General features: G+C 50.1%; 20 protein-coding genes. 4 read left to right on the top strand and 16 right to left on the bottom strand.

Annotated features, from left to right (window positions below):
* Positions 1 to 53 precede the first annotated feature (53 nt).
* The 16 genes from DXD02_RS09960 to DXD02_RS09890 form a co-directional block, all read right to left on the bottom strand.
* Complete coding sequence (locus DXD02_RS09960; protein ID WP_118666786.1) at positions 54 to 797, bottom strand: amino acid ABC transporter ATP-binding protein; 744 nt, start codon at positions 795 to 797, stop codon at positions 54 to 56.
* Positions 787 to 1476, bottom strand: a complete 690-nt coding sequence (locus DXD02_RS09955; protein WP_055217777.1) for an amino acid ABC transporter permease — start codon at positions 1474 to 1476, stop codon at positions 787 to 789. Before DXD02_RS09955 ends, DXD02_RS09960 begins: the two co-directional genes overlap by 11 nt.
* A gap of 94 nt (positions 1477 to 1570) precedes the next feature.
* Positions 1571 to 2371, bottom strand: coding sequence for a transporter substrate-binding domain-containing protein (locus tag DXD02_RS09950; protein ID WP_306665737.1), 801 nt, complete (start codon positions 2369 to 2371; stop codon positions 1571 to 1573).
* Between the two features lie 618 nt (positions 2372 to 2989).
* Positions 2990 to 3139 carry a hypothetical protein gene (locus DXD02_RS15450; RefSeq protein ID WP_158565004.1) on the bottom strand — a complete coding sequence of 50 codons (150 nt, stop codon included), beginning with the start codon at positions 3137 to 3139 and terminating at the stop codon, positions 2990 to 2992.
* A 114-nt stretch (positions 3140 to 3253) separates the two neighbouring features.
* Complete coding sequence (locus tag DXD02_RS09940) at positions 3254 to 3466, bottom strand: DUF378 domain-containing protein (protein ID WP_055228257.1); 213 nt, start codon at positions 3464 to 3466, stop codon at positions 3254 to 3256.
* Between the two features lie 163 nt (positions 3467 to 3629).
* A complete protein-coding gene (gene gatB / locus DXD02_RS09935) occupies positions 3630 to 5066 on the bottom strand; it encodes an Asp-tRNA(Asn)/Glu-tRNA(Gln) amidotransferase subunit GatB (RefSeq protein WP_055228256.1) in 1437 nt (478 codons plus the stop codon).
* Between the two features lie 15 nt (positions 5067 to 5081).
* A complete protein-coding gene (gatA, locus tag DXD02_RS09930) occupies positions 5082 to 6542 on the bottom strand; it encodes an Asp-tRNA(Asn)/Glu-tRNA(Gln) amidotransferase subunit GatA (RefSeq protein WP_118666785.1) in 1461 nt (486 codons plus the stop codon).
* A gap of 15 nt (positions 6543 to 6557) precedes the next feature.
* The gene (gatC, locus tag DXD02_RS09925; RefSeq protein WP_022462350.1) at positions 6558 to 6851 is read right to left on the bottom strand and encodes an Asp-tRNA(Asn)/Glu-tRNA(Gln) amidotransferase subunit GatC; all 294 of its coding nucleotides are present in this window, start codon (positions 6849 to 6851) and stop codon (positions 6558 to 6560) included.
* Positions 6852 to 6890: 39 nt separating this feature from the next.
* Complete coding sequence (gene aspS / locus DXD02_RS09920) at positions 6891 to 8219, bottom strand: aspartate--tRNA(Asn) ligase (RefSeq protein WP_022462351.1); 1329 nt, start codon at positions 8217 to 8219, stop codon at positions 6891 to 6893.
* Between the two features lie 194 nt (positions 8220 to 8413).
* Positions 8414 to 8563 carry a hypothetical protein gene (locus DXD02_RS15445; protein WP_158555021.1) on the bottom strand — a complete coding sequence of 50 codons (150 nt, stop codon included), beginning with the start codon at positions 8561 to 8563 and terminating at the stop codon, positions 8414 to 8416.
* 167 nt (positions 8564 to 8730) lie between these two features.
* Positions 8731 to 9945: an LL-diaminopimelate aminotransferase gene (locus DXD02_RS09915; protein ID WP_055265995.1), complete on the bottom strand. Its 1215-nt coding sequence runs from the start codon at positions 9943 to 9945 to the stop codon at positions 8731 to 8733.
* A gap of 27 nt (positions 9946 to 9972) precedes the next feature.
* Positions 9973 to 10521, bottom strand: coding sequence for an ANTAR domain-containing response regulator (locus tag DXD02_RS09910; RefSeq protein WP_022462354.1), 549 nt, complete (start codon positions 10519 to 10521; stop codon positions 9973 to 9975).
* A 23-nt stretch (positions 10522 to 10544) separates the two neighbouring features.
* Positions 10545 to 11876, bottom strand: a complete 1332-nt coding sequence (gene glnA, locus DXD02_RS09905) for a type I glutamate--ammonia ligase (RefSeq protein WP_117761554.1) — start codon at positions 11874 to 11876, stop codon at positions 10545 to 10547.
* A 139-nt stretch (positions 11877 to 12015) separates the two neighbouring features.
* Positions 12016 to 13500, bottom strand: coding sequence for a glutamate synthase subunit beta (locus DXD02_RS09900; protein WP_022462356.1), 1485 nt, complete (start codon positions 13498 to 13500; stop codon positions 12016 to 12018).
* A 14-nt stretch (positions 13501 to 13514) separates the two neighbouring features.
* Entirely contained in the window at positions 13515 to 18053 is a 4539-nt protein-coding gene (gene gltB / locus DXD02_RS09895; RefSeq protein ID WP_117761555.1) for a glutamate synthase large subunit, read from the bottom strand.
* A gap of 229 nt (positions 18054 to 18282) precedes the next feature.
* Positions 18283 to 19893: a CTP synthase gene (locus DXD02_RS09890; protein ID WP_117761556.1), complete on the bottom strand. Its 1611-nt coding sequence runs from the start codon at positions 19891 to 19893 to the stop codon at positions 18283 to 18285.
* A gap of 464 nt (positions 19894 to 20357) precedes the next feature.
* Here DXD02_RS09890 and purF point away from each other — a divergent pair, with 464 nt between their 5' ends.
* The 4 genes from purF (at position 20358) to DXD02_RS09870 (ending at position 24381) form a co-directional block, all read left to right on the top strand.
* Positions 20358 to 21794, top strand: coding sequence for an amidophosphoribosyltransferase (purF, locus tag DXD02_RS09885; protein WP_117761558.1), 1437 nt, complete (start codon positions 20358 to 20360; stop codon positions 21792 to 21794).
* Between the two features lie 120 nt (positions 21795 to 21914).
* A complete protein-coding gene (locus tag DXD02_RS09880) occupies positions 21915 to 23615 on the top strand; it encodes a S8 family peptidase (RefSeq protein ID WP_158580124.1) in 1701 nt (566 codons plus the stop codon).
* A gap of 146 nt (positions 23616 to 23761) precedes the next feature.
* Positions 23762 to 24004 (top strand): helix-turn-helix transcriptional regulator, encoded by a 243-nt coding sequence (locus DXD02_RS09875; RefSeq protein ID WP_022462361.1) that lies wholly within the window; start codon positions 23762 to 23764, stop codon positions 24002 to 24004.
* A 92-nt stretch (positions 24005 to 24096) separates the two neighbouring features.
* Positions 24097 to 24381: a hypothetical protein gene (locus DXD02_RS09870; RefSeq protein WP_055228247.1), complete on the top strand. Its 285-nt coding sequence runs from the start codon at positions 24097 to 24099 to the stop codon at positions 24379 to 24381.
* Positions 24382 to 24462: the final 81 nt, after the last annotated feature.

Here is a 24462-nt window from a genome sequence, read left to right as displayed (position 1 = left end):
ATGTTCTGTGCGTGTTATTTTCACAGAACATCGGTTTTTCTCATTTCTTTTTCTTATAATACTTTCGATAAAAATTCTCTCAAGCGCGGGTGCTGCGGATTTGCGAAGAATTCCTGCGGCGTATTCTCCTCCTGAATATTTCCCTCGTTGATAAAGACGACGCGGGTTGCCACCTCTCTGGCAAAACCCATCTCGTGTGTAACAACGACCATGGTCATGCCCGATTCGGCAAGCTCTTTCATAATTTCCAGAACCTCTCCTACCATCTCCGGATCGAGTGCAGAAGTCGGTTCGTCAAACAGCATGACATCCGGATTCATCGCAAGGGCGCGCGCGATGGCGATTCGCTGCTTCTGTCCGCCGGAAAGGCTTCCCGGATAGGCATCTGCTTTGTCCGGCAGTCCGACACGGGTCAGAAGCTCCATCGCTTTTTTCTCTGCTTCTTCCGATGTCATTAGTTTTAATGTCACCGGAGCGAGCAAGATATTTTCCTTAACGGTTTTGTGCGGAAACAGATTGAACTGCTGGAATACCATTCCGATCTTCTGACGCACATGGTCAATGTCAGTTTCCGGCGCCGTGATGTCAACGCCCTCGAAGTAAATTTTTCCGCCGGTTGGAATTTCCAGACGGTTTAAGGAGCGCAGAAACGTCGATTTTCCGGAACCGGAAGGACCGATAACGGCGACAACTTCTCCCTGACGGATCTCTGTGCTGATTCCGTCTAAAACTTTATTATCCTCGAAGCTCTTCTGCAGATTTTCAACTTTAATTAATACTTTTTCGTTAGTGGTCACTCTTACGCAGTCTCCTTTCCAGTTTGCCCATGAAATAGGTCAGAATCATAACAAGAATCAGATAAAAGATCGCTGCGGAGAGAAGCGGAACCAGCGCATCGTACGTACGGCTCTGTACCAGGGTTGCTGCTTTTGTAATATCGATGGTTCCAATATAGCCGATGATGGCGGTCTCTTTCAACAGCACGATCATCTCGTTGATCAGCGCCGGAAGAACATTTTTAAACGCCTGCGGAATGATAATCAGACGCATGGTCTGTGCCGAATTTAAACCAAGGCTTCGTCCCGCTTCAGTCTGTCCTTTATCCACAGACATGATTCCGGAACGGAAGATCTCGGCAACGTACGCACCGGAGTTAATACCGAATGCAATTCCGCCGATCACGATATTGTTCAGGTTTACGGTTGCAAAAATAACGGAATAGAAAAACAGAATCTGAATCATGGACGGCGTTCCGCGGATAATCGTCAGATAGACGCGTGCCACAATGTTCAGAAGTTTTAATTTACCGGTCTGCTCGTGTGTCGAACGGATCAGCGCGATGAGAAGTCCGAGCACAACACCGATGCACAGTGCAATTACCGTGACAAGCAGCGTCGTCTTCAGACCGGTCAGCCACCACTCTGTAGCACCGTTGTCTACAAAGTAGCGGTTAAACTGATGCTGTAAATTTTCCATAGAATACATCTCTCCTTTGTGGTTTCATTTCCTGCAAAAAGAGCGGCTGCACCATTTTGCCTGGCGGACAGCCGCTCTTTTTCCTCTTATTAGATTACTTTCTTACAATAACAACCTGCGTTGCATTTGCGTAAGTATCGGTGAAATCAACACTCTCCTCACGCTCCGGAGTAACGGTCATTCCGGCTGCGCCGAAATCTGCTTTTCCACTGTTGACAGATGCAAGGATGGTTTCAAATGACATATCCTCGATTTTCAGCTCATAACCAAGCTTGTCGCAGATTGCTTTGGAAATGTCGGCATCGATACCAACGATATCATTTCCCTCTTTGTACTCCCACGGCTCGAACTCTGCGTTGGTTGCCATGGTAAGCGTTCCCTTGGAGTGGTCTGCGTCTGCCGGGGATTCATACGGATGCTGTCCGACTTCATCACCAATGTAGTTGCTCATGATCTCATCAAGAGTTCCGTCCTCTTTCAGCTCTGCCAATGCAGTGTTGAACTCGTCTCTTAACTCATTTCCTTTTTTGAAGCACATCGCGTACTCTTCGGTATCAAAAATGCCTTCTACAATTTTCAGATCATCGTTTGCTGCAACGAATTTTTCTGCCGGCAGGGAATCGATGACAACACAGTCAATCTTTCCGTTTTTCAGTGCCTGAATAGCATCGGCGCCTTTGTTGTAACGCTGCATCTGGGAATCTGCATTAACGGCATCGCTCGCCTGAGAATCACCTGTTGTTCCGGTCTGTACACCAATCTTCAGATCTGCCAGATCCTCTACGGATGTTACTTCTACTTTCTTTGCGGTAGATGCAGAACTTCCGCATCCTGCCATCGAAACAGCAAACAAAACGGACATTGCAAGTGCTGTTGCTTTTTTTGCAAAATTCATTTTCATAATAATCTCCTTCTCTCCTCATGTATATTTATTCACTTTCCCTTATTATAACAGCATCTTTCCGAAATGCAAGGAAAAACGGAAAAAAAGCAACAGAAATACAAAAGACAGCCCGGGGGTTCTTCCATGGCTGTCTTTCCGTTTTTGTATTCAGTCCGTATTTTTTCCGTCTGCTGCTGTGCAGCGCAGGATCCGCTGAATGCTCTTTTCCGATAAAGCATATTCCTCTGCGAGTTCGGAAACTCTGCTTCCATTTTGATGTTTCTCGCAAATTCCTTCATTGTGATATCTGGTTGTTCTTGTACAAGTTCCAGAATATCGCGGTGCTGTTTTTCTGTAAGAATTGTTTTCCGGCCTCTCAGCTGCGTTCTGGTCTCATAACTGCCAGTGCGTGCACGCTCTTCTATAAGGCGGTATACAGTGCTTTCATTTACTGAAAAATATTTTGCAATTTCCCTGGCATTATGAGTTTTATCCCAGGCCTCCAATACCAGTTTTCTAGCTTCATTTGTAAAGAGACTGCATTATTTAAGAGGTTTGCTATAATTGCTTTTCATCCATTCTTCATAAAAATTGCTGCAAGGGCAATCCATTCAGCAAGATCTATCACATTCAAACCAGATAGTTACTCACATACACAATACCTCTTTCCAGACTCCCCGGACTTCCGCGGAATGCCCACGCTGCGGCATCACTCGCCAGAAGAACGGCACAGGAAAGCTGCATCAGAAGTATCCGGTATTTTTTCTTTTTCTGATCCATATCCCTGCTCAAAACCATACAGAGGGCCGCAATATTTGTTTTGTCCTTCCTAAAACAGCAAAAGAAAACCCTCTCATACCGCCTTTCTCTGCGTATATGAGAGGGTTCCTGTTCTTACGCCTGTCCCAGTACGTGGTCGGAAATTCTTCCGTAGACGGAGATCAGGTAGAGGCCGCAGATGCCGACAACCGCGTAGATGATGCGGCTCAGCCACGTCATGTTTCCGAAGATCAGGGCGACGAGGTCGAGGCGGAAGAATCCGATCAAGCCCCAGTTGACGGCTCCGATGATTGCAACGGTGAGTGCGGTGTAATCCAGTCCTTTCATGTAAAGAAACCTCCTTTTTCCGGATTTTGTATCGTCTTTTTATCTCTTCCGGTTTCTTTATAAAGAATTTCCCAAAAGGAGGCAGATTATGCATTTTCTTTGATTTTTCGGGCAGAAAAATGGAGACCATTTCCAGGCCTCCATTCGTGCAATTTTGTTTTCTTTATTCAGACAGCAGCTTCTGCAGCAGCTCTCCTGCTGCTGCCGGGTTGGCTTTGCCTTTCATTTCTTTCATGACCTGGCCGACCAGAAATCCAAGGACTTTTGTCTTTCCGGATTTGTACTGCTCTACCGGGCCAGGGTTGTTTTCCAGAACTTTTCTCGTGGTTTCTTCCAGAAGGCCGGTGTCGTTTACGGTTTTCAGTCCGTGCTCCTCGACGTATGCTTCCGGATCGACATCCTCTGCAAAGATCTGCTCAAATACCTCTTTTGCCACCTGGTTATTGACCGATCCGGCTTCTGCCAGTTCGATCAGGGATGCCAGATGCTTTGGTGAAAACTGCAGATCCTCCGGCTCCTGGCCGTTCTCCTTTAAGAGACGTAAGGTCTCGCCCATCAGCCAGTTTGCCACTTTTTTCGGTTTGCCGCAGAGCGCCGTCGTCTCCTCAAAGAGATCGGACAGCTTCTTGGAACCGGTCAGAATGCCCGCATCGTACTGCGGCAGTCCGTACTGCTCCACGTAGCGTGCCTGTTTTTCCGGCTGGAATTCCGGCATGGATTTCACAATGCGGTCGATCCACTCGTCGGAAATGTGCACCGGCGGCAGATCCGGGTCCGGGAAGTAGCGGTAATCCTTCGCATCCTCTTTCGAACGCATCGCGTAGGAATACTCTTTGTTGTCGTCCCAGCGGCGGGTCTCCTGGACAACGGCTTTTCCTTCCTCGATCAGCTCGATCTGTCTTGCACGCTCTCCCTCGATCGCTCTTCCGATGGCCTTAAAGGAGTTCAGGTTCTTCATCTCGGTACGTGTTCCGAATTTCTCACTTCCAACCTCACGGACCGAAAGGTTGACATCGGCACGCATCGAGCCCTCCTGCAGTTTGCAGTCGGATGCGCCGAGATACTGAATCATCATACGCAGTTTTTCCAGATAAGCGATAACCTCTTCCGCAGAGCGCATATCCGGCTCGGATACAATCTCGATCAGCGGAACGCCGCTTCGGTTGTAGTCGACGAGCGAGCAATCCTCCCACTCATCGTGGATCAGCTTTCCGGCATCCTCCTCCATGTGGATCTCATGAATGCCGATTTTCTTCTTTCCCGCTGCGGTGTCAATCTCGACATATCCATCGTGGCAGATCGGCAGATACAGCTGGGAAATCTGATAGTTCTGCGGGTTGTCCGGGTAGAAATAGTTCTTCCGGTCGAATTTGCAGAGCTGGTTGATTTTGCAGTTTGCGGCCAGTCCGACGCGCAGGGCGTAATCGACAACCTTCTTATTTAATACCGGAAGGGATCCCGGCATACCGGTGCAGACCGGGCAGGTGTGGGTGTTCGGCGCACCGCCGAATGCGGTAGAGCAGCCGCAGAAAATTTTTGTTCGCGTCGCAAGCTCCACATGTACTTCAAGTCCGATGACGGTTTCATACTGTTTTGACATTGTTTTGCTTCCTCCTTACCATTCTTTCGGCTGCCCGAATGCACCGCGTGCCTGCTCATAGGTGTACGCTGCACGGAACAGTTTTTTCTCTGAGAAACAGTCTCCGATAAGCTGCATGCCGATCGGAAGCCCCTTATCATCCATACCGCACGGAACGGTGATGCCCGGAAGGCCGGCGAGGTTGACGGATACGGTGTAAATATCGCCCAGATACATCTGCAGCGGATCGGAAAGCGATTCCCCGAGACGCGGTGCGGTCGATGGTGCTGCCGGGCTTAAAATCATATCGTATTTTTCAAATGCGCGGTCAAATTCCTGTTTAATCAGGGCTTTCGTGCGCAGTGCTTTCAGATAATACGCATCATAGTAACCGGAGCTTAAGACGAAGCTTCCCAGCATAATCCGTCGTTTCACCTCCGGACCGAAGCCCTCGGAACGGCTCTTCTTATACATATCGTGGAGTCCTTCGTACTCTTTGGCACGGAAACCGTATTTCACGCCGTCGAAGCGTTCCAGGTTGGAGCTTGCCTCAGCGGATGCAATAACGTAGTAAGCCGGAATGGCATAATCAATGAGGTCGAGATCGAAATACTCTACTTCCGCTCCGCGTGCCTTCAGGACATCGGCAGCTTTTAAAATGGATTCCTTCACCTGCGGATCCAGGCCTTCGCCGAAGCAGCTGTTCGGAATACCGATTTTCAGATCGGAGACATCTTCTTTTAAAGCGCTCATGAAATCGTAATCGTCGCGTTTCATCGATGTCGCATCTTTTGCATCATACGAAGCGACCGTCTGCAGCAGTGCTGCACAGTCTGTCACATCCTTTGCGACCGGTCCGATCTGGTCAAGGGAGGAACCATAAGCGATCAGTCCGTAACGGGAAACGGTGCCGTACGTCGGTTTCATGCCGGTTACGCCGCAGAAGGAACTCGGCTGACGGATCGATCCGCCGGTATCGGAGCCAAGTGCCATCGGTACTTCTCCTGCTGCAACGGCTGCGCAGGAACCGCCGGAGGAACCGCCTGGAACGTGTTCGGTGTTCCATGGATTTTTCGTCACGCCGTACGCGGAAGTCTCTGTCGTACTTCCCATCGCAAACTCATCCATGTTTGTCTTTCCGATGATAACGGCTCCCGCCTCTTCGAGCCGTGTGATAACCTCTGCATCGTACGTCGGAACAAAGTTCTGCAGGATCTTTGACGCACACGTCGTCGCAAGACCTTTCGTACAGATGTTGTCCTTGACCGCAATCGGAACGCCGGCCAGCGGACCGGTGAGCTCTCCTGCGTCAATTTTCTTCTGCACTTCTGCCGCGCGTGCTCTTGCACCCTCTTCACCCACAAGAAGGAATGCGTGAATTGATTCTTCCGATGCTTTGACTGCCGCAAGAGACGCTTCTACAGCGTCCGCTACAGTGATCTTTCCTTCTTTGATTGCGGCAGAAAGCTGTACTGCTGTCATATCTTTGATTTCCATATCAATCTCCTCCTGCTATTCTACCGTTTTCGGAACCTTGTACTGGCCCTCTTTGACTTCCGGTGCATTGGCAAGCATTGCATCGCGGTCGTCGCCATTGGTTACTTCATCCTCGCGGAATACATTTCCCATCTCGAAAATGTGGGTCATCGGCTCGACCTTGCTGGTGTCGAGCTCGTTTAATTTATCTACATAATCCAGCATTTTCTGCATATCCTGCCGTGCGGATTCTTTTTCCTCATCCTTTAATTCCAGCTTTGCCAAGATGCCGACATATTCCATCGTTTCATCTGAAATCACATTTGCCATTTCACTCATTCTCCTTTTTTATTTTCCAGCAGGATCCGCTTACGGCTCCAGTCTTGTAAGATCACGCGGGAACAGCGTTGTCTCGCGGACGTTGTCCTCACCGATCAGCTTCATGGTCAGACGCTCCAGACCGATGCCAAGACCTCCGTGCGGCGGCATACCGTGTTTGAAAGCACTTAAATACTGCTCCATGCCCTCTTCTGTCATGCCGCGGGCTGCGATCTTTTCAGAGAGCATCTTGTAATCGTGGATACGCTGGCCTCCGGTTGTAATCTCCAGACCGTGGAACAGCAGGTCGAAGCTCTTTGTGTATCTCTTATCCTCTGGGTCGTCCATCGCATAGAACGGTCTCTTTTTCGACGGATATTCGGTGACGAATACGAAGTCTGCATCGTACTCCTCTTTGAAATACTGGCCGATCAGAAGCTCCTCCTCTGGCTCAAGGTCGAACGGGTTGCGGATCTTTCGGTTGTATTTCTCGGCTACCAGCTCTTTCGCTTTCGTGAACGGTACAGTTGGGATTTCTTCTGTCTTTGGAAGCATAACTTTCAGGATCTCCAGCTCTTTTGCGTAATCCTTTTTAAGAAGCTCCACCATGTACTGTAAAAATCCGGTTTCCATTGCCATGATGTCGGTGTAATCCTCGATGTAGCCCATCTCAAAGTCAAGGCTGGTATATTCGTTCAGATGACGTTTCGTGTTGTGTTTCTCTGCACGGAAAACCGGTCCGACTTCAAAGACACGGTCAAACACGCCGACAAGCATCTGTTTGTAGAACTGCGGGCTCTGTGCCAGGACAGCCGGGCGGTGGAAATATTCCAGCTTGAAGATGTTTGCGCCGCCTTCAGCGCCTTTCGCGCCGATCTTCGGTGTATGAATTTCGGTGAATCCCTGGGAATGAAGGAAATCACGGAACGCCCGTACCACGCCTTCCTGGATGCGGAATTTTGCACGCTCTCTGACGTTTCGAAGAGCGATCGGCCGCATGTTCAGCATTGCTTCAAGGGAGGTGTTCATTTTCCATTTGTTGACTGCGAGCGGCATTGGCTCAGTCGGCTCGGAAAGAACGGTGATGGTCTGCAGCCTGACTTCGACGCCGCCCGGTGCGCGGTCCTCTTTTTTGACCGTTCCGGTTACGGCAACTGCCGATTCCTCTTTCAGATCTTTCAGCGGGAAGTCAACACTTCCTTCTTCGTACACACACTGAACGAGTCCCTCGCTCTTTCTTAAGATGACAAAGGCAACCTCGCCCATGTCACGGATGATGTGTACGGCTCCTTCGAGTTTTACTTCTGTGCCTTCCGGTGTCTCCAGCAGAGTTTTTACGGAGATGTCTTCTTTTTTCTTTACGCCTGTCATAAATTCCATGTCTTGTTCTCCTCTCTTTCTCGCCTGTCCCGGATTGCTTTTTCAAATAAAAAAGTCCCGGAACAGTTTTTTAACTACTGTTCCGGGACGGGATATTTTATGTTCCCGCGGTACCACCCGCATTGCGTTTTTCTCTCCGGTTTTCCGGGGGAAAACGCCCACTCATTTATACTTAACGCGTATCACGGATCTGCCTACTTGATTTCCTGTTCGGATCTCATGTTCAGCAGACCGGCTCCGGAATGTTCCCCATTGTATGTTTCCTCCATGCTGATGCTCTCAGTCGGTGACATCGGCTTCCTGTCAGATTCCGCATACGGAGTTTCCTTCACTGCCTTTTTCATACTGTGCATTATAGCACAGCAGTTTTGCATTTGTAAACACCTAATTTTTACGGATTTTATATAAATTCTAATGCATTTTTTCGTGAATTTTATCTATACAAAATTATTTTTTCGCGTGTTTATAAAATTGCGCAGAAATTCCGTTTTATTGGTATTTCGCACACAATTTACAGTTTTTTGATTCTCTCCACTGCCTCTACTGTATTCTCATACGTACCGAATGCAGTCAGACGGAAGTAGCCTTCTCCGCTCGGGCCGAAGCCTGATCCTGGTGTTCCGACTACGTTTGCGTCTGCAAGCAGGTGATCAAAGAACTCCCAGGAAGTCATATTTCCCGGTGTTTTCAGCCAGATATACGGAGCGTTGACGCCGCCGGATACGGTGTAGCCTGCGCCCTTTAATCCGTCGTAGATGACTTTTGCGTTCTTCATGTAGTAAGCAACCTGCTCTTTTAACTGTGCTTTTCCTTCCGGAGAGTAAACAGCCTCGCCGGCTCTCTGGATGATGTACGGAGCTCCGTTGTATTTCGTTCCGTGACGGCGTGCCCACAGGCTGTGCAGAGTCACATCGCCGGATTTGATGTCTTTCGGGATAACGGTGAATCCAAGACGCATACCGGTAAAGCCTGCGTTCTTGGAGAAGCTGCGCATTTCGATGGCACATGTTCTTGCACCCTCGCACTCATAGATGGAATGCGGAATGTCTTTTTCTGAGATATATGCCTCGTATGCAGCATCATACAGGATGATGGCTCCTACTTTATTTGCATAATCAACCCATTTCTGCAGCTCGGCTTTGGAAACCATAGCGCCGGTCGGGTTGTTCGGGAAGCACAGATAAATCAGATCCGGGGTTTCTTTCGGGAGATCCGGGGTGAAGTTGTTTTCTGCAGTACACGGCATGTAAATCACATTCGTGAAACGCTCGGTTGCTGCGTCGTAGTCACCGGCACGGCCTGCCATTACGTTGGAGTCTACATAAACCGGATAAACCGGGTCGCATACAGCGATCTTGTTGTCCAGGCTGAAGATCTCCTGAATGTTGCTGCAGTCGCATTTTGCGCCGTCCGATACAAAAATTTCATCAGATGAGATATCGCATCCTCTGTCCCGATAATCATTTTTTGCGATGGTATCGCGAAGGAAAGCATATCCAAGATCTGGTGCATATCCGTGGAAGGTCTCTGCGTGTCCCATCTCATCCACTGCTCCGTGCAGCTTTTCAATGATCGCCGGTGCGATCGGCTGGGTTACGTCGCCGATTCCAAGACGGATGATTTTCGCGTCCGGATTTGCCTCGGTGTAAGCTGCAACTTTTTTTGCAATGGTGGAAAACAGATAGCTTCCCGGCAATTTCAGATAATTGTCATTGATTTTGAACATTATTATGTCGCTCCTTTTCACTTTTTCTTACTCTGTCAAAAGCGTCAGCACCATCTGTGCCGTTTCAACCAGATTGGTGCCGCTGTCCATGCTGCATTTCTGCATGTAGCGATGGGCCTCCGACTCGGTCATGTGATTTCGTTCGATCAGAAGGCTTTTTGCACGATCGATGATGTGCTGTTCCTCGGCGCTGCGCACCTTGGGCTTTGCCCGCTCTTTCTTTCTGCGCCGTGCCGCACTCTGCAGCATCATCTCCAGTGTATTGACCAGCTCGTACACGGAAAGCGGCATCGTAACCGCCATGATTCCGGTTCCCTCCACCGCACTTAATGCGCGGCTCGATGCAATCAGAAGCATCTGGAAGCCGGACGGCATACACTCATTCAGATCCGTAAAAAACATATCCGGAAGCTTGTAGCCGCAGATGACGATACCGCCGTTTAAGTTGTTCATCTCTCCGAGCGCCGCTGCCGCTGTCGAACAGACAGCATCGATTTCATATCCTCTTTTTGCCAGAATATCCCGGATGCGCTTTCCATCTTCTATTTTGGGAAGTACTATCACTATGCTGCTCATGCATTTTCAGGCCCCTTCGTCGTCTAAATACGGTACAGATATTTCTCGGTCTCCCAGTCGGATACCTGGCGGAGATACTCATGCCACTCTTCTTCTTTGGCATTGATATATCCATCCACAAATTCCTGGCCGAGTACCTGACACAGAAAATCGTCTTTCTTTAACTCTGCGACCGCTTCTCCAAGGCTTCCCGGGAGAAGGGTGATCTGCATCGCGTTTCGTTCTTCTTCTGTCAGATCGGAAATATTGCGGTCCACCGGGGACGGCGGAACGATTTTCTGTTTGATACCGTCAAGTCCTGCTGCCATGCAGACAGCAAGTGCTAGGTACGGATTGGCTGCCGAATCCGGGCATCGAAGCTCAATGGCCATGATACCGTCTCCCGTCAGCGGAATGCGGATCAGCGGGCTTCTGTTCTTTGCAGACCATGCCACGTAGATCGGTGCACCGTATCCCGGTGTCAGACGTTTGTAGGAGTTTACAAGCGGATTGGTAATCGCTGCGATTCCGCTGATGTGTTTCATCAGTCCGCCCATAAAGTAATATGCCTCTTTGCTGAGCCCGTATTCATCGGATTTGTCGGCAAACACATCTTTTCCCTCCTGAAACAGGGAGAAGGAAAGATGAAGACCCGATCCGTGAACTCCGGTTTTTGGTTTTGGCATAAAGGTTGCGTGAAGACCATGACGTTTTGCAATCGTACGGATAGCAAATTTGGCAGTCATCAGCTGATCTGCCGTCCGAAGTGCTGCAGCCGGACAGAAATCCAGTTCGTGCTGGCCTGCCGCTACCTCGTGGAAGGAAGACTCAACGTCGATTCCCATTTCTTCGAGAGTCAGCACCATATCGCGCCGCGCGTTTTCTCCCAGGTCCAGCGGTCCAAGATCCAGATAACCGCCTTTGTCGTGCGTTACACTCGTTGCTCCGCCGTCCTCATCGGTGTGGAACAGGAAAAATTCACACTCCGGTGAGATTTCAAACTCATAACCCATCGCTTTCGCTTCGGAAATTACCTTCTGAAGGATGGTTCGGGAACTCTTTGCATAAAGATTCCCCTCTCTATCATACACATCACAGATCAATCTTGCAACCTTTCCTTGCTGCGGACGCCACGGAAGTATTGCAAAGGTGTCGAGATCCGGGTGCAGAAACATGTCTGCTTCCTCGATGGTGACAAATCCTTCGAACGAAGAGCCATCGAAAACGCACTGATTATTCAGGGCTTTTTCCAGCTGTCCGGCGGTGATGGCCATATTTTTCATCATTCCAAACATATCGGTAAACTGCAGGCGGATAAATTCAACATCTTCTTCCTCCGCCATCTGAAGGATCGCTTCCTTCGTATACTTTGCCATATCGATTCTCTCCTTTATCAAAGACGATTCTAAACGAAAAGGGTGTTTTCACGCGGCAGGGCAGAAAGACACCTTGCGTAAAAACACCCTTGTTTTGGGCATATTATAGCAGTTTTTCGCGTGTTTTGTCAAGAAAAACTTAGAGATTCGTGTATCCCATCAGGGATTCATCGACTGCCTTTGCTGCCTCGCGTCCCTCGCGGATCGCCCATACGACCAGGGACTGGCCGCGGTGCATATCGCCTGCGGTGAAGACATTTTCTTTTGTTGTCTGGTATTTTCCGTCATCTGTCTTCACGTTGGTGCGCTGGTTGACTTCCACTTTAAATGCATCGGTCACATATTTCTGGGATCCTAAAAAGCCTGCTGCAATAAGAACGAGATCTGCCGGGAGAATCTCTTCGGTTCCCTCAACCGGAACCATCATCATGCGGCCGGATTTCTCATCTTTTTTCGGTGTCAGTTTTACGGTCTTGATCTGGCAGACTTCACCTTTTTTGTTTTTGATAAATTCCGTTACGGTTGTCTGGTAAATCCGCGGATCATGGCCGAATACGGCGATTGCCTCTTCCTGGCCGTAATCCGTCTTGCAGATCTTCGGCCACTCCGGCCACGGATTGTTCTCGGCACGCTGATCCGGTGCTTTCGGCATCATCTCAAGCTGTGTCACAGATTTGGCACCGAGACGGATGGAAGTTCCGACACAGTCATTACCGGTGTCGCCGCCTCCGATGACAACAACGTGTTTGCCCTTGGCATCGATGTAGGCATGATCCTCAAAATTGGAATCCAGAAGACTCTTCGTTACGGAAGTCAGGAAATCGACAGCAAAGTAGATGCCCTTTGCATCTCTTCCCTCTGCCTTGATATCTCTTGGATTTGCCGCACCGCAGCAGAGCAGGACACGGTCAAATTCTTTTAAGAGTTTGTCAGCTTTTACATCTTTTCCGATATCAGCATTCGTCACAAACTCGATGCCCTCGGCCTTCATCAGATCCACACGGCGGTCGATGACGCTCTTATCGAGTTTCATGTTCGGAATACCGTAGCGTAAAAGTCCGCCCACGCGGTCGCGGCGTTCAAAGACCGTAACAGAATGGCCGCGGCGGTTGAGCTGCATCGCTGCTGCAAGGCCGGAAGGACCGCTTCCTACAACGGCAACGCGTTTTCCGGTGCGCACTTTCGGCGGCTGCGGCGTAATCAGGCCGGTTGCCCATGCGTTTTCGATGATCGCGCGTTCATTTTCCTTCGTGCAGACCGGGTCTCCGTTTACGTTGCATGTACAGGCTGCTTCGCAGAGTGCCGGGCAGACACGGGAGGTAAATTCCGGAAAACAGTTTGTCTTGGTGAGGCGGCGGTATGCCTGCTCATAGTTTCCAAGATACACAAGGTCATTCCACTCCGGAACGAGGTTCTGCAGCGGACAGCCGGAGGCCATTCCCGCAATCATGGTTCCCGCCTGGCAGAACGGTACACCGCATGCCATACAGCGGGCAGCCTGCATCTGCTGTTCCTTTTTCGGGAGCTGCAGATGAAATTCCTTAAAGTTTTTGATACGCTCAAGCGGGGCAACGGTGTTTCCCGTCTTGCGCTGATATTCCATAAATCCAGTTGGCTTACCCATAATTCTTCTTCCTCCTACTTACGCATGCTTTCGTAAAATGCTTCAATCTGTGCCTGTTCGCTGCTAAGGCCCTTGTCTTCCATCTGGGCACTCAGCATCATCATGCGCTTATAGTCATTCGGAATGATCTTCTTGAATTTCGGCAGATATTCGTCAAAGTGTGTGAGAATTTCTTTACCTTTTTCAGAGCCGGTGTGTGCGACGTGTTTTTCAATCATGTTTTTCAGCTCTGCAATATCGTATTTGCTTTCTACCAGTTCAATCGAAATCATTTCCTTGTTCAAATTGCGGTACAGGTTGCTCTTTTCATCCAGGACATAAGCGATACCGCCGCTCATGCCGGCTGCAAAGTTCTTTCCGGTTGCGCCGAGGACAACGACACGGCCGCCGGTCATATACTCGCATCCATGCTCACCGACACCCTCGACAACGGCGTAAGCACCGGAGTTTCTGACACAGAAACGCTCTCCTGCGATACCGTTGATGTACGCCTCACCGCTCGTTGCGCCGTAGAGGGCAACGTTTCCGACGATGATGTTTTCTTCCGGTTTATACTTTCTTGCTTTCGGCGGGTAGACAACCAGTTTTCCGCCAGAGAGGCCTTTTCCGAAGTAATCGTTCGAATCGCCCTCAAGTTCCAGGGTCAGTCCTTTTGGAATAAATGCTCCGAAGCTCTGTCCGCCGGCACCCTTGCACTGTACGGTGTACGTATCCGGCTCCAGAGAGGTGCCGAATTTTCTGGTGATCTCGGCACCAAGAATCGTTCCCACGGTACGATCGGTGTTGGTGATCTCGACTTTGACGGTCTTCTTCTCTTTCTTATCCATTGCCGGACCGAATTTCTTTAAGAGTACCTTCTCATCCAGGGTTGCGCCAAGTTTGAAGTCGTAAACATCTTTCGGATCGAACGTTACCTTCTCGCCTGCTTTTGCAAACGGATTGTTCAGGATCTGGCTTAAGTCTACGCGGTCTGCGTGCTCGTTCGTCACTTTATCATTTCTCTTTAAGAAGTCGGAACGGCCGACCATCTCGTCAACGGTGCGGAAGCCAAGTTTTGCCATGTATTCCCGCATCTCTTCTGCGATGAAGCGCATGAAGTTGATGACGTACTCCGGTTTGCCGCGGAAACGTTTGCGCAGCTCCGGGTTCTGGGTTGCAATACCCATCGGGCAGGTATCGAGGTTGCAGACACGCATCATAACGCATCCCATCGTTACAAGCGGTGCGGTCGCAAAACCGAATTCCTCGGCGCCAAGGAGTGCTGCAATCACAACGTCACGGCCGCTCATCAGCTTACCATCGGTCTCGATCATGACACGGTTACGGAGGCCGTTTTTGATCAGCGTCTGATGGGTCTCGGCAAGGCCTAACTCCCATGGAAGTCCTGCATTGTGGATGGAACTTCTCGGTGCTGCTCCCGTTCCTCCATCATATCCGGAAATCAGGATAACCTGTGCTCCGGCTTTTGCAACACCGGCTGCGACAGTACCAACACCTGCTTCGGATACCAGTTTAACGGAGATTCTTGCATTCACATTCGAGTTTTTCAGGTCATAAATCAGCTGTGCAAGGTCCTCGATGGAGTAGATGTCGTGGTGCGGCGGCGGGGAAATCAGGGATACACCCGGTGTGGAGTGACGTGTTTTTGCAATCCACGGGTAAACCTTTCCGGCCGGTAAGTGGCCGCCCTCGCCCGGTTTTGCACCCTGAGCCATCTTGATCTGGATCTCTTTTGCACTGACAAGGTATTTGCTGGTAACGCCGAATCTTCCCGATGCTACCTGTTTGATCGCGGAGCATCTCTCCGGGGATTCGAGACGGTCATCACTCTCACCGCCCTCACCAGTGTTGGATTTTCCATGCAGACGGTTCATGGCAATTGCCAGTGTCTCATGTGCCTCCTGAGAAATAGAACCGTAGGACATCGCACCTGTTTTGAATCGTTTTACGATAGAATCTACGCTCTCAACTTCTTCGAGCGGAACGCCCTGCTCCGGATAATCGAAGTCCATCAGGCTCCGCAGATAGCCGCTCTCCTCGCTGTCGACCATTGCTGTGTACTCTTTGAACATCTTGTAGTCGCCGCGTCTTGTGGACTCCTGCAGTGTATGAATGGTGCGCGGATTGTAGCGGTGCTCCTCGCCCTGGCTTCTCGATTTATGACGGCCGATACTGTCCAGTGTCAGATCGGTAGACAGCTCCAGCGGATCGAATGCCTGGGAATGACGCTCATCGACATCTTTTGCAATGTCTTCCAGGGTAATACCGCCGACACGGCTGACCGTACCGGTGAAGTATTTGTCGATGACATCTGCTGAGATACCGATGGCCTCGAAGATCTGGGAACCCTGATACGACTGGATCGTGGAGATACCCATCTTCGCTGCGATTTTTACGATACCAGAGATGACTGCGTGGTTGTAATCTTCAACGGCTGCGTAGTAATCTTTCTTGATCATGCCCTCTTCGATCAGCTCATGGATCGTGTCGAGTGCCAGATACGGGTTGATTGCGCAGGCACCGTAGCCGAGCAGTGTTGCGAAATGGTGCACCTCGCGCGGCTCGCCGGACTCCAGAATAATCGCAAGAGAAGTTCTCTTTTTCGTTTTTACCAGATGCTGATGAACCGCAGATACAGCCAGGAGGGATGGAATCGCCACATGGTTCTCATCGACGCCGCGGTCAGAGAGAATCAGGATGTTGGCTCCTGCCCGGTGTGCACGGTCAACCTCGACGAAAAGGCGGTCCATCGCACGGTCAAGCGGTGCGCTCTTGTAGTAGGTGATCGGAACGGTCACTGCCTTGAAGCCTTCGACTTTCATGTTCTTGATCTTCAGCATATCGGTATTGGTCAGGATCGGATTGTTGATCTTTAATACCTGGCAGTTCTTCGGCTCCTCCTCAAGCAGATTTCCGTCACGTCCGACGTAAACGCTTGTGGAAGTTACGATCTCCTCACGGATGCAGTCGATCGGCGGGTTCGTTACCTGTGCGAAGAGCTGTTTGAAATAGTTGAACAGCGGCTGATGCTCATGGGAGAGAACGGCAAGCGGGGTATCGATACCCATCGAAGCGGTTGCCTCGACACCGTTTAATGCCATCTTTCCGATGGAGGAACGGTACTCCTCGTAGGTGTAGCCGAACGCTTTCTGCAGGCGCATCCGCTCTTCTTTCGTGTACTCTTCGACCGGCAGATTCGGGATTTTGATATCCTTTAACTGTACCAGATAACTGTCGAGCCATTCGCCGTACGGCTGTTTCTTTGCGTAATATTCTTTGACTTCCTCATCGTTTAAGACTTTTCCCTGTACGGTGTTGACGAGAAGCATCTTGCCCGGATGGAGACGCTCTTTTAAGACGATTTTTTCTTCCGGAACTTCCAGAACACCGACCTCAGAGGAAAGGATCAGGAATCCATCGTTGGTGATGTAGTAACGGGAAGGACGAAGACCGTTGCGGTCGAGCACTGCTCCCATCACATCTCCGTCGGAGAACAGGATCGATGCCGGTCCGTCCCACGGCTCCATCATCGTTGCATAATACTGATAGAAATCACGTTTCTCCTGGGAAATCGTATCGTTGTTTGCCCATGGCTCCGGGATCGTGATCATGACAGCCAGCGGAAGATCCATACCGCTCATGGTCAGGAACTCGAGTGTATTGTCGAGCATTGCAGAGTCAGAACCCTGGGTGTTGACAACCGGCAGAACCTTGTGCAGTTCATCCTGCAGCATCGGAGAGGACATCGTCTCCTCACGGGCCAGCATCTTGTCGGCGTTTCCGCGGATGGTGTTGATCTCGCCGTTGTGTACGATGAAACGGTTCGGATGGGCTCTCTCCCAACTTGGGTTCGTGTTCGTGCTGAACCGGGAATGCACCATGGCGATTGCAGATTCATAATCGACATCCTGCAGATCGCGGAAGAAGGTGCGGAGCTGTCCTACGAGGAACATACCTTTGTATACGATGGTACGGCTGGAAAGGGATGGCACGTAGGTGTTGTCGTTGCTCTGTTCGAAAACACGGCGTACGACGTACAGACGACGGTCGAAAGCGATTCCCTTTTCCACATCCTCCGGTTTTTTGATGAATGCCTGCATGATGTAAGGCATACACTCTCTTGCCTTATGGCCGAGAACTTCCGGAACGGTCGGCACGTTTCTCCATCCAAGGAGTTCCAGTCCCTCTTTTTCCACGATGATCTCAAACATCTTTTTTGCCTGGTTCCGTTTCAGCTCATTTTGTGGGAAGAAGAATACGCCGACGCCGTATTCCCGTTCTCCGCCTAATGAAAAACCGAGGGTCGAACAGGCTTTGGAAAAGAATTTGTGCGATATCTGCAACAAGATTCCTACTCCGTCTCCTGTTTTACCCTCGGCGTCTTTGCCGGCTCTATGTTCAAGATTTTCTACGATTTTTAATGCGTTTTCTACGGTCGCATGGGATTTTTCACCTTTGATATTCACGACGGCTCCGATACCGCAGTTGTCGTGTTCAAAGGAAGAACGGTACAGCCCTTCTTCTCCCATGACACGCTCTTTGCTCTGTGTCATACGGCTTCCCTTCCTTTACTTTCCTTATTTTCGGTTATCCTTTGTCTTTTCTGAAAAGAATGGAGGGGAATCTTTTGTTCCCCGCCGTTCTTTCTGGATTGCCCTTACTATACTCTATTTTTTTCGTCCTGTAAAGAGCAAATTTAATTTTTATATAATTTTTTATATTTTTTCTTAACTTTCTTAGGTTATTACTGCATTTTACCTAATTTTTCATACCATTTATCGATTATTTTGCCGCATGGTACTCGGCTGCTGCTGCGATCAGGCCGCGGAACAGCGGATGCGGACGGTTCGGACGGGATTTGAACTCCGGATGTGCCTGCGTTGCGATGTAGAACGGATGATCTGAAAGTTCTACCATCTCAACGATTCTTCCGTCCGGAGAAACACCGGAGAGAACCATGCCGTTTTCGGTCAGTGCTTTCCGGAAATCGTTGTTTACTTCATAGCGGTGGCGGTGACGCTCGGAAATCTCTTTCTCACCGTACAACTCCTGTGCTTTCGATCCGTCTGCCAGGACGCATGGATATGCGCCGAGACGTAACGTACCGCCGATATCCTCGATTCCATCCTGATCCGGCATCAGTGCGATCACCGGGTGCATGGTGTTCGGGTTCATCTCGATGCTGTGTGCGTCGTGGTAACCGAGAATGTTTCTTGCATATTCAACAATCGTCAGCTGCATGCCGAGGCAGAGGCCGAGGAACGGAATCTTGTTCTCTCTTGCATATCGAATCGCTGTGATCATGCCTTCGATACCGCGGTTTCCGAATCCGCCCGGTACCAGAACACCGTCCACATCGCTCAGATACTCTGCCACGTTCTCCTCGGTTACCAGCTCGGAATCCACCCATTTCAGGTGTACGTTTGCATGGCTTGCAATTCCGCCGTGTTTTAATGCCTCAACAACGCTCAGGTATGCATCATGCAGCTGGATATACTTTCCGACGAGCGCAATCGTCACCTCTTTGTTCGGATGGCGGAGTGCTTCTACCATATGGGTCCAGTCGGACAGATCCGGTTCCGGGCATGGAAGGTGAAGGCTCTCGCAGACAACCTGCGCCAGGTTCTCTTTCTCCATGGCAAGCGGAGCTTCATACAGATACTCCACGTCCAGGTTCTGCAGAACATGGCTTGACGGAACGTTGCAGAACAGAGCAATTTTATCTTTGATCTCGGTGGTCAGCGGATGCTCGGACCGACATACGATGACATCCGGCTGAATACCGATTCCCTGCAGCTCTTTTACGCTCGCCTGCGTCGGTTTTGTTTTCATTTCACCGGAAGCTTTCAGATATGGAATCAGGGTAACGTGGATCAGAATGGCGTTCTCGTGTCCGACGTCATGCTGGAACTGGCGGATTGCCTCCAAAAACGGCTGGCTCTCGATATCGCCGACGGTTCCGCCGACCTCAATGATGGCAATACGCTCCTCGTCTACTTCTTTTCCGCGGTAGAAACGGCTCTTGATTTCGTTTGTAATGTGCGGAATGACCTGTACGGTGCCTCCGCCGAAATCACCGTGGCGTTCTTTCTGCAGAACAGACCAGTATACTTTTCCGGTCGTCACGTTGGAATTTTTATCCAGGCTCTCGTCGATGAAACGCTCGTAGTGGCCGAGATCGAGGTCTGTCTCTGTGCCGTCATCGGTAACGAAAACCTCGCCGTGCTGAATCGGGTTCATCGTACCCGGGTCAACGTTGATGTACGGGTCAAATTTCTGCATCGTCACTTTGTATCCTCGGGCTTTTAAAAGCCGTCCAAGGGACGCCGCCGTGATTCCCTTTCCAAGGCCGGAGACTACTCCGCCTGTCACAAAGACATATTTTACTGCCATATTGATTTCCTCCTGCTTTTCTCTTCTGATATTTTCTTTTCCGTCACAAGTTTCTCTAAAAGGAAATGTCGCCTGCCGGCGACATCTCTATGATGAAAGCCAGTTACTCCGCGCCTGCGTCGCTCCCGTAACTGCTGACAACATTCGTAATCCGGGCTATCGCCCTACTTACTCATGTCGTCTTGCCCGGCCAATATCTATGAATTCGCTCATGCAAGCATGGCTCATCCATAGCTGCTGTCCGGGGCTTTCATTCAAAATCAAAAACGATTATAACACATCTCGAATTTCCTGCAACTTTTTTTTACTATTTTTTATTATTTTCGACATTTTCCACGAAATCCTAAATTTCTGCACCATATTTTATACATATCACGATTTTCTTGACATCATCCGCAAAAATGAGTATGATAATCAATGTTTTTAAAACATGCAGGTCTACAACTGAAAAAAGGAGAATACCTATGCAGCCATCGTCAAACAATTGTTATGATACCGGTCTCCGGGAGGAATGTGGTGTTTTCGGCATTTACGATCTGGATGGTGCCGACGTCAGTCCTTCGATCTACTATGGCCTTTCCGCCCTGCAGCACAGAGGACAGGAGTCCTGCGGAATTGCCGTCTCTGACACCAGCGGTCCAAAGGGCCATGTGAAATCCTACAAAGGCCTTGGCCTTGTCAACGAAGTTTTCAAAGAATCCAAATTAGAAGAGCTGTCCGGCAACATCGGCATCGGCCATGTCCGGTACTCTACCACCGGTTCCACTACCGTAGAGAATGCACAGCCGCTCGTTCTGAATTATCTGAAAGGCTCCCTCGCCCTTGCGCACAACGGAAATCTGGTCAACGCTATGGAACTGCGCGAGCAGATGGAAAACACCGGCGCAATTTTTCACACTTCGATTGACTCTGAAATCATCGCCTACGGCATTGCGCGGGAACGCGTTCATTCCAAAACGGTAGAAGAAGCGATTCTGCGCACGGTAAAAGAAATCCGCGGCGCCTATGCCCTTGTCATCATGAGCCCGAGAAAACTCATCGGCGTGCGCGACCCATATGGCTTAAAACCGCTCTGCATCGGAAAGCGGGACAACGCCTGGGTTCTCGCCTCGGAAAGCTGCGCCCTCACTTCGATCGGCGCTGAATTCGTCCGCGATGTCGCTCCGGGAGAAATTGTAACGTTTGACAAAACCGGAAATCTGAAATCCGAATTTATGCCGGTTGACGTAAAAAAAGCGCATTGTATTTTTGAATATATTTATTTTGCCCGCCTCGACAGCAAAATAGACAATATCAGTGTCTACGAAGCCAGAATCCGCGGCGGTGCAACTCTCGCAAAGACCTACCCGGTTGATGCAGACCTCGTCTGTGGTGTCCCGGATTCCGGACTTGCCTCCGCAAAGGGCTATTCCGAAGAATCCGGCATTCCGTTCGGTCTTGCGTTCCACAAAAACAGCTATGTCGGCCGTACCTTCATCAAGCCGACCCAGAAGGAACGGGAATCCAGCGTCAAAATCAAGCTGAGCGTTCTCGAATCTGTTGTAAAAGGAAAACGGATCGTGCTCGTCGACGACTCCATTGTCCGTGGAACAACGATTTCGAATCTGATTACGATGCTGCGGAAAGCCGGTGCGACCGAAGTTCATGTCCGTATCAGTTCCCCGCCGTTTCTGTATCCATGCTATTTTGGAACCGATGTGCCTTCCAACAAGCAGTTGATCGCAAGCTCCCATTCCACCGAGGAAATCCGCCAGCAGATCGGAGCGGACTCCCTGGGCTACATGCCGATCGAAAAGCTCCAGAACATGGTCGGTGACCTGCCGATCTGTCGTGCATGCTTCGACAGTCATTATCCGATGGAAGTACCAAAGCAGGATATCAGCGCTCTTCTGGAAAGCTGATTTCGTTTTCTTTCCCCTTACCGTGCAGATCTTGCACCCGGTAGGGGGATTTCTTTTTTGAGCATGCATACTTTTCTGTATGGTTTGCATACAATACCTTCAAAAACAAAGGATCTCTTTATGGATCTTACGGACATCATCTATTCCAACGATTACATCAACATTCTGATTCAGAATTACGTGGCACAGTCCGAGCGGTACCAGATGCTCTTTCCAGAATCCAGTGCCCTTCTTACACTGAATTCGCAGTATTCCGTTCTCTTTCTCGAGCGCAGCCTGCTCCCGGAAAATCTCTTTGGTGAAATTCTTTTTACCGGACTCCCGAAACTTTTCACGCCGCTTTCCACCCTCTCTTTAGAAGTCTCCGGCATTGTACAGACGCAGAATCTCTACGGCGGCGGGTATACCGGCAAAAATGTAATCCTGGGTTTTCTGGACACCGGCATCGATTACCGCCACCCCGCCTTTCTGCGCAGCAACGGCCAGAGCCGGATTCTTTCCATCTGGGATCAGACCGACCGCACAGGCACACCGCCGCCGCAGTTTCCCTATGGCAGTCTCTACGAAAAGTCTGACCTTGACGATGCGCTTCGAAGCAGGGATCCTCTTTCTGTCGTTCCGGTCACGGATCCGGACGGACACGGAACATACGTCGCCGGAGTCGCTGGCGGTACTCCGAATGCGTCCGCCGGCTTTCTCGGTGCTGCACCGGAAGCCGATTTCGCTGTTGTTAAGTTAAAACCGGCGAAACAGAATCTGAAAGACTTTTATCTTGTCTCCACCAATGCTCCCGTCTTTGAAGAAGATGATCTTCTCTCTGCGATGCGTTTTCTAAACGAAGTCGCAGCCAGGGAGGGAAAACCACTGGTCATCTGTCTGGCACTTGGAACAAATCAGGGAAGTCATTCCGGAACCCTTCCCATCGCTCTGACGCTGGCGCGCTACGGAAATACGCCGGGCATTATTCCGGTCTGCGCCACCGGCAACGAGGGAAACGCCGCTCACCATTATTATGGCTCCGTATCCGAAAATGACTCCCCGAAAAATGTAGAGTTTCTCGTTTCCGAAGGCAGCCGCGGTTTTGTCCTGGAGTTCTGGGGACAGGTTCCGCAGCTTTTTTCCGTCGGATTCCGCTCTCCCGGCGGAGAAACGATTCCGCGGATTCCCGTCTCTTTGACTCAGGAACAGAGGATCACCTTTGTTCTGGAACGCACCGTCATCTACGTCAACTACGAAGTCGTTCAGACGACGACCGGCAGCCAGCTCATCCTGATCCGCATGCTGGATCCGACGCCCGGCATCTGGACACTTCAGGTTTACCGCGCCTTTCCTTCCCCTCCCGATTTCCACGTCTGGCTTCCGATTACCGGATTTTCCACTTCCGATGTGATCTTTCTGGAACCCGACCCGTACACGACACTGACGACACCCTCCGCCACCATTCCCGTTCTGTCTCCCTCCACCTATCAGGCATCCAATAACAGTTTTTCACCGGAATCCGGACGCGGCTTTACCCGGCTTGGTGAAATCAAACCCGATTTTGCTTCCCCCGGGATTTCCGTCACCGGACCGGGACCGGCAGGCTCCTACGAAAACCGGAGCGGCGCAAGCGCGTCCGCTGCCATTACATCCGGTGCTGCCGCTCTCTTCCTGCAATGGGGCATTCAACGCACCCCATCCCGCTATTTTACGGCGCAGGAGCTGAAAAACTATCTGATCCGCGGCGCTGGCCGAACTGATACCATTACTTATCCAAGCCGCGAGTGGGGATACGGAAGATTGCAGTTATATCAGAGCTTTCTAAGCCTTATGACAAACTGATTTTCCCGCTCACAGGTTTGCTTCTATGGTATATCCGTTTGTTGATGCAAACTTTTAATGTGCAAGTGCCTTGTTTTTGATTGTTTTCCGTTGTATCATTACGTATTATCATTATATTTATAAAACTAAAAGGGGGATTCCTGACTATGAATTACGAACGCTTGAACGATCTTCGCCTTCTTGGACTTACGATTGCCTACTACCGAAGAGCAAAAGGAATGACGCAGGCCGAACTTGCCGAGGCGGTACATATCAGTCGTACCCATATGAGCAACATCGAAGCGCCAAATACAAAAACCTCTATTTCGTTGAATCTTCTGTTCGATATCGCTGAGGCACTTGACATTCCGGTGAAAGAGCTTTTTGATTTTCAGGGACGCAGTCTGTAGGGTCTTTGAATTTTTCTCTTTAAGAGTAACCCCGCCCGGCAGTTTTTCATATCATGAATTGTAAGCAAAATGATTCCTTTGGAGGAACAAACATGAGTGATTTAGCTGCTACAAACTGTGGATGCGGATGTGACAACGGCTGTGGCTGCGATAATGGATGCGGTGTTTCCAACAACAACCTGTTCGGAAACAATGGCTGCAGTATTATCTGGATTCTGCTTCTCCTCTCCTGCTGCGGCGGATGTGGATGCGGAAACAACAACAATGGCTGCAATTCCGACTGCTGGCTCGTTCTGATTCTTCTGTTCTGCTGCGGCGGATGGAACAACAACGGCTGTGGATGCGGCAACAGCAATAACTGTGGATGCGGCTGCTGACCTTTTTTCAGTCCTCCCAGATGTTCGGGCAGAAAAAGCCCCGGGTGCGGATCAACCGCCCCGGGGCTTTTTTCACCAGAA

Source organism: Blautia sp. TF10-30 (assembly GCF_003481245.1).
Taxonomy (GTDB): domain Bacteria; phylum Bacillota; class Clostridia; order Lachnospirales; family Lachnospiraceae; genus Fusicatenibacter; species Fusicatenibacter saccharivorans.
The sequence above is the reverse complement of the archived record's forward strand: the minus strand, read 5'-3'. Positions and strand labels throughout refer to the sequence as shown.

What these genes read in the sequence shown, in the direction of transcription:
- DXD02_RS09955 (WP_055217777.1), bottom strand. Translation starts at nt 1,476, where the DNA reads ATGGAAAATTTACAGCATCAGTTTAACCGCTACTTTGTAGACAACGGT.
- DXD02_RS09950 (WP_306665737.1), bottom strand. Translation starts at nt 2,371, where the DNA reads ATGAATTTTGCAAAAAAAGCAACAGCACTTGCAATGTCCGTTTTGTTT.
- DXD02_RS15450 (WP_158565004.1), bottom strand. Translation starts at nt 3,139, where the DNA reads ATGGATCAGAAAAAGAAAAAATACCGGATACTTCTGATGCAGCTTTCC.
- DXD02_RS09940 (WP_055228257.1), bottom strand. Translation starts at nt 3,466, where the DNA reads ATGAAAGGACTGGATTACACCGCACTCACCGTTGCAATCATCGGAGCC.
- gatB (WP_055228256.1), bottom strand. Translation starts at nt 5,066, where the DNA reads ATGTCAAAACAGTATGAAACCGTCATCGGACTTGAAGTACATGTGGAG.
- gatA (WP_118666785.1), bottom strand. Translation starts at nt 6,542, where the DNA reads ATGGAAATCAAAGATATGACAGCAGTACAGCTTTCTGCCGCAATCAAA.
- gatC (WP_022462350.1), bottom strand. Translation starts at nt 6,851, where the DNA reads ATGGCAAATGTGATTTCAGATGAAACGATGGAATATGTCGGCATCTTG.
- aspS (WP_022462351.1), bottom strand. Translation starts at nt 8,219, where the DNA reads ATGGAATTTATGACAGGCGTAAAGAAAAAAGAAGACATCTCCGTAAAA.
- DXD02_RS15445 (WP_158555021.1), bottom strand. Translation starts at nt 8,563, where the DNA reads ATGAAAAAGGCAGTGAAGGAAACTCCGTATGCGGAATCTGACAGGAAG.
- DXD02_RS09915 (WP_055265995.1), bottom strand. Translation starts at nt 9,945, where the DNA reads ATGTTCAAAATCAATGACAATTATCTGAAATTGCCGGGAAGCTATCTG.
- DXD02_RS09910 (WP_022462354.1), bottom strand. Translation starts at nt 10,521, where the DNA reads ATGAGCAGCATAGTGATAGTACTTCCCAAAATAGAAGATGGAAAGCGC.
- glnA (WP_117761554.1), bottom strand. Translation starts at nt 11,876, where the DNA reads ATGGCAAAGTATACGAAGGAAGCGATCCTTCAGATGGCGGAGGAAGAA.
- DXD02_RS09900 (WP_022462356.1), bottom strand. Translation starts at nt 13,500, where the DNA reads ATGGGTAAGCCAACTGGATTTATGGAATATCAGCGCAAGACGGGAAAC.
- gltB (WP_117761555.1), bottom strand. Translation starts at nt 18,053, where the DNA reads ATGACACAGAGCAAAGAGCGTGTCATGGGAGAAGAAGGGCTGTACCGT.
- DXD02_RS09890 (WP_117761556.1), bottom strand. Translation starts at nt 19,893, where the DNA reads ATGGCAGTAAAATATGTCTTTGTGACAGGCGGAGTAGTCTCCGGCCTT.
- purF (WP_117761558.1), top strand. Translation starts at nt 20,358, where the DNA reads ATGCAGCCATCGTCAAACAATTGTTATGATACCGGTCTCCGGGAGGAA.
- DXD02_RS09880 (WP_158580124.1), top strand. Translation starts at nt 21,915, where the DNA reads ATGGATCTTACGGACATCATCTATTCCAACGATTACATCAACATTCTG.
- DXD02_RS09875 (WP_022462361.1), top strand. Translation starts at nt 23,762, where the DNA reads ATGAATTACGAACGCTTGAACGATCTTCGCCTTCTTGGACTTACGATT.
- DXD02_RS09870 (WP_055228247.1), top strand. Translation starts at nt 24,097, where the DNA reads ATGAGTGATTTAGCTGCTACAAACTGTGGATGCGGATGTGACAACGGC.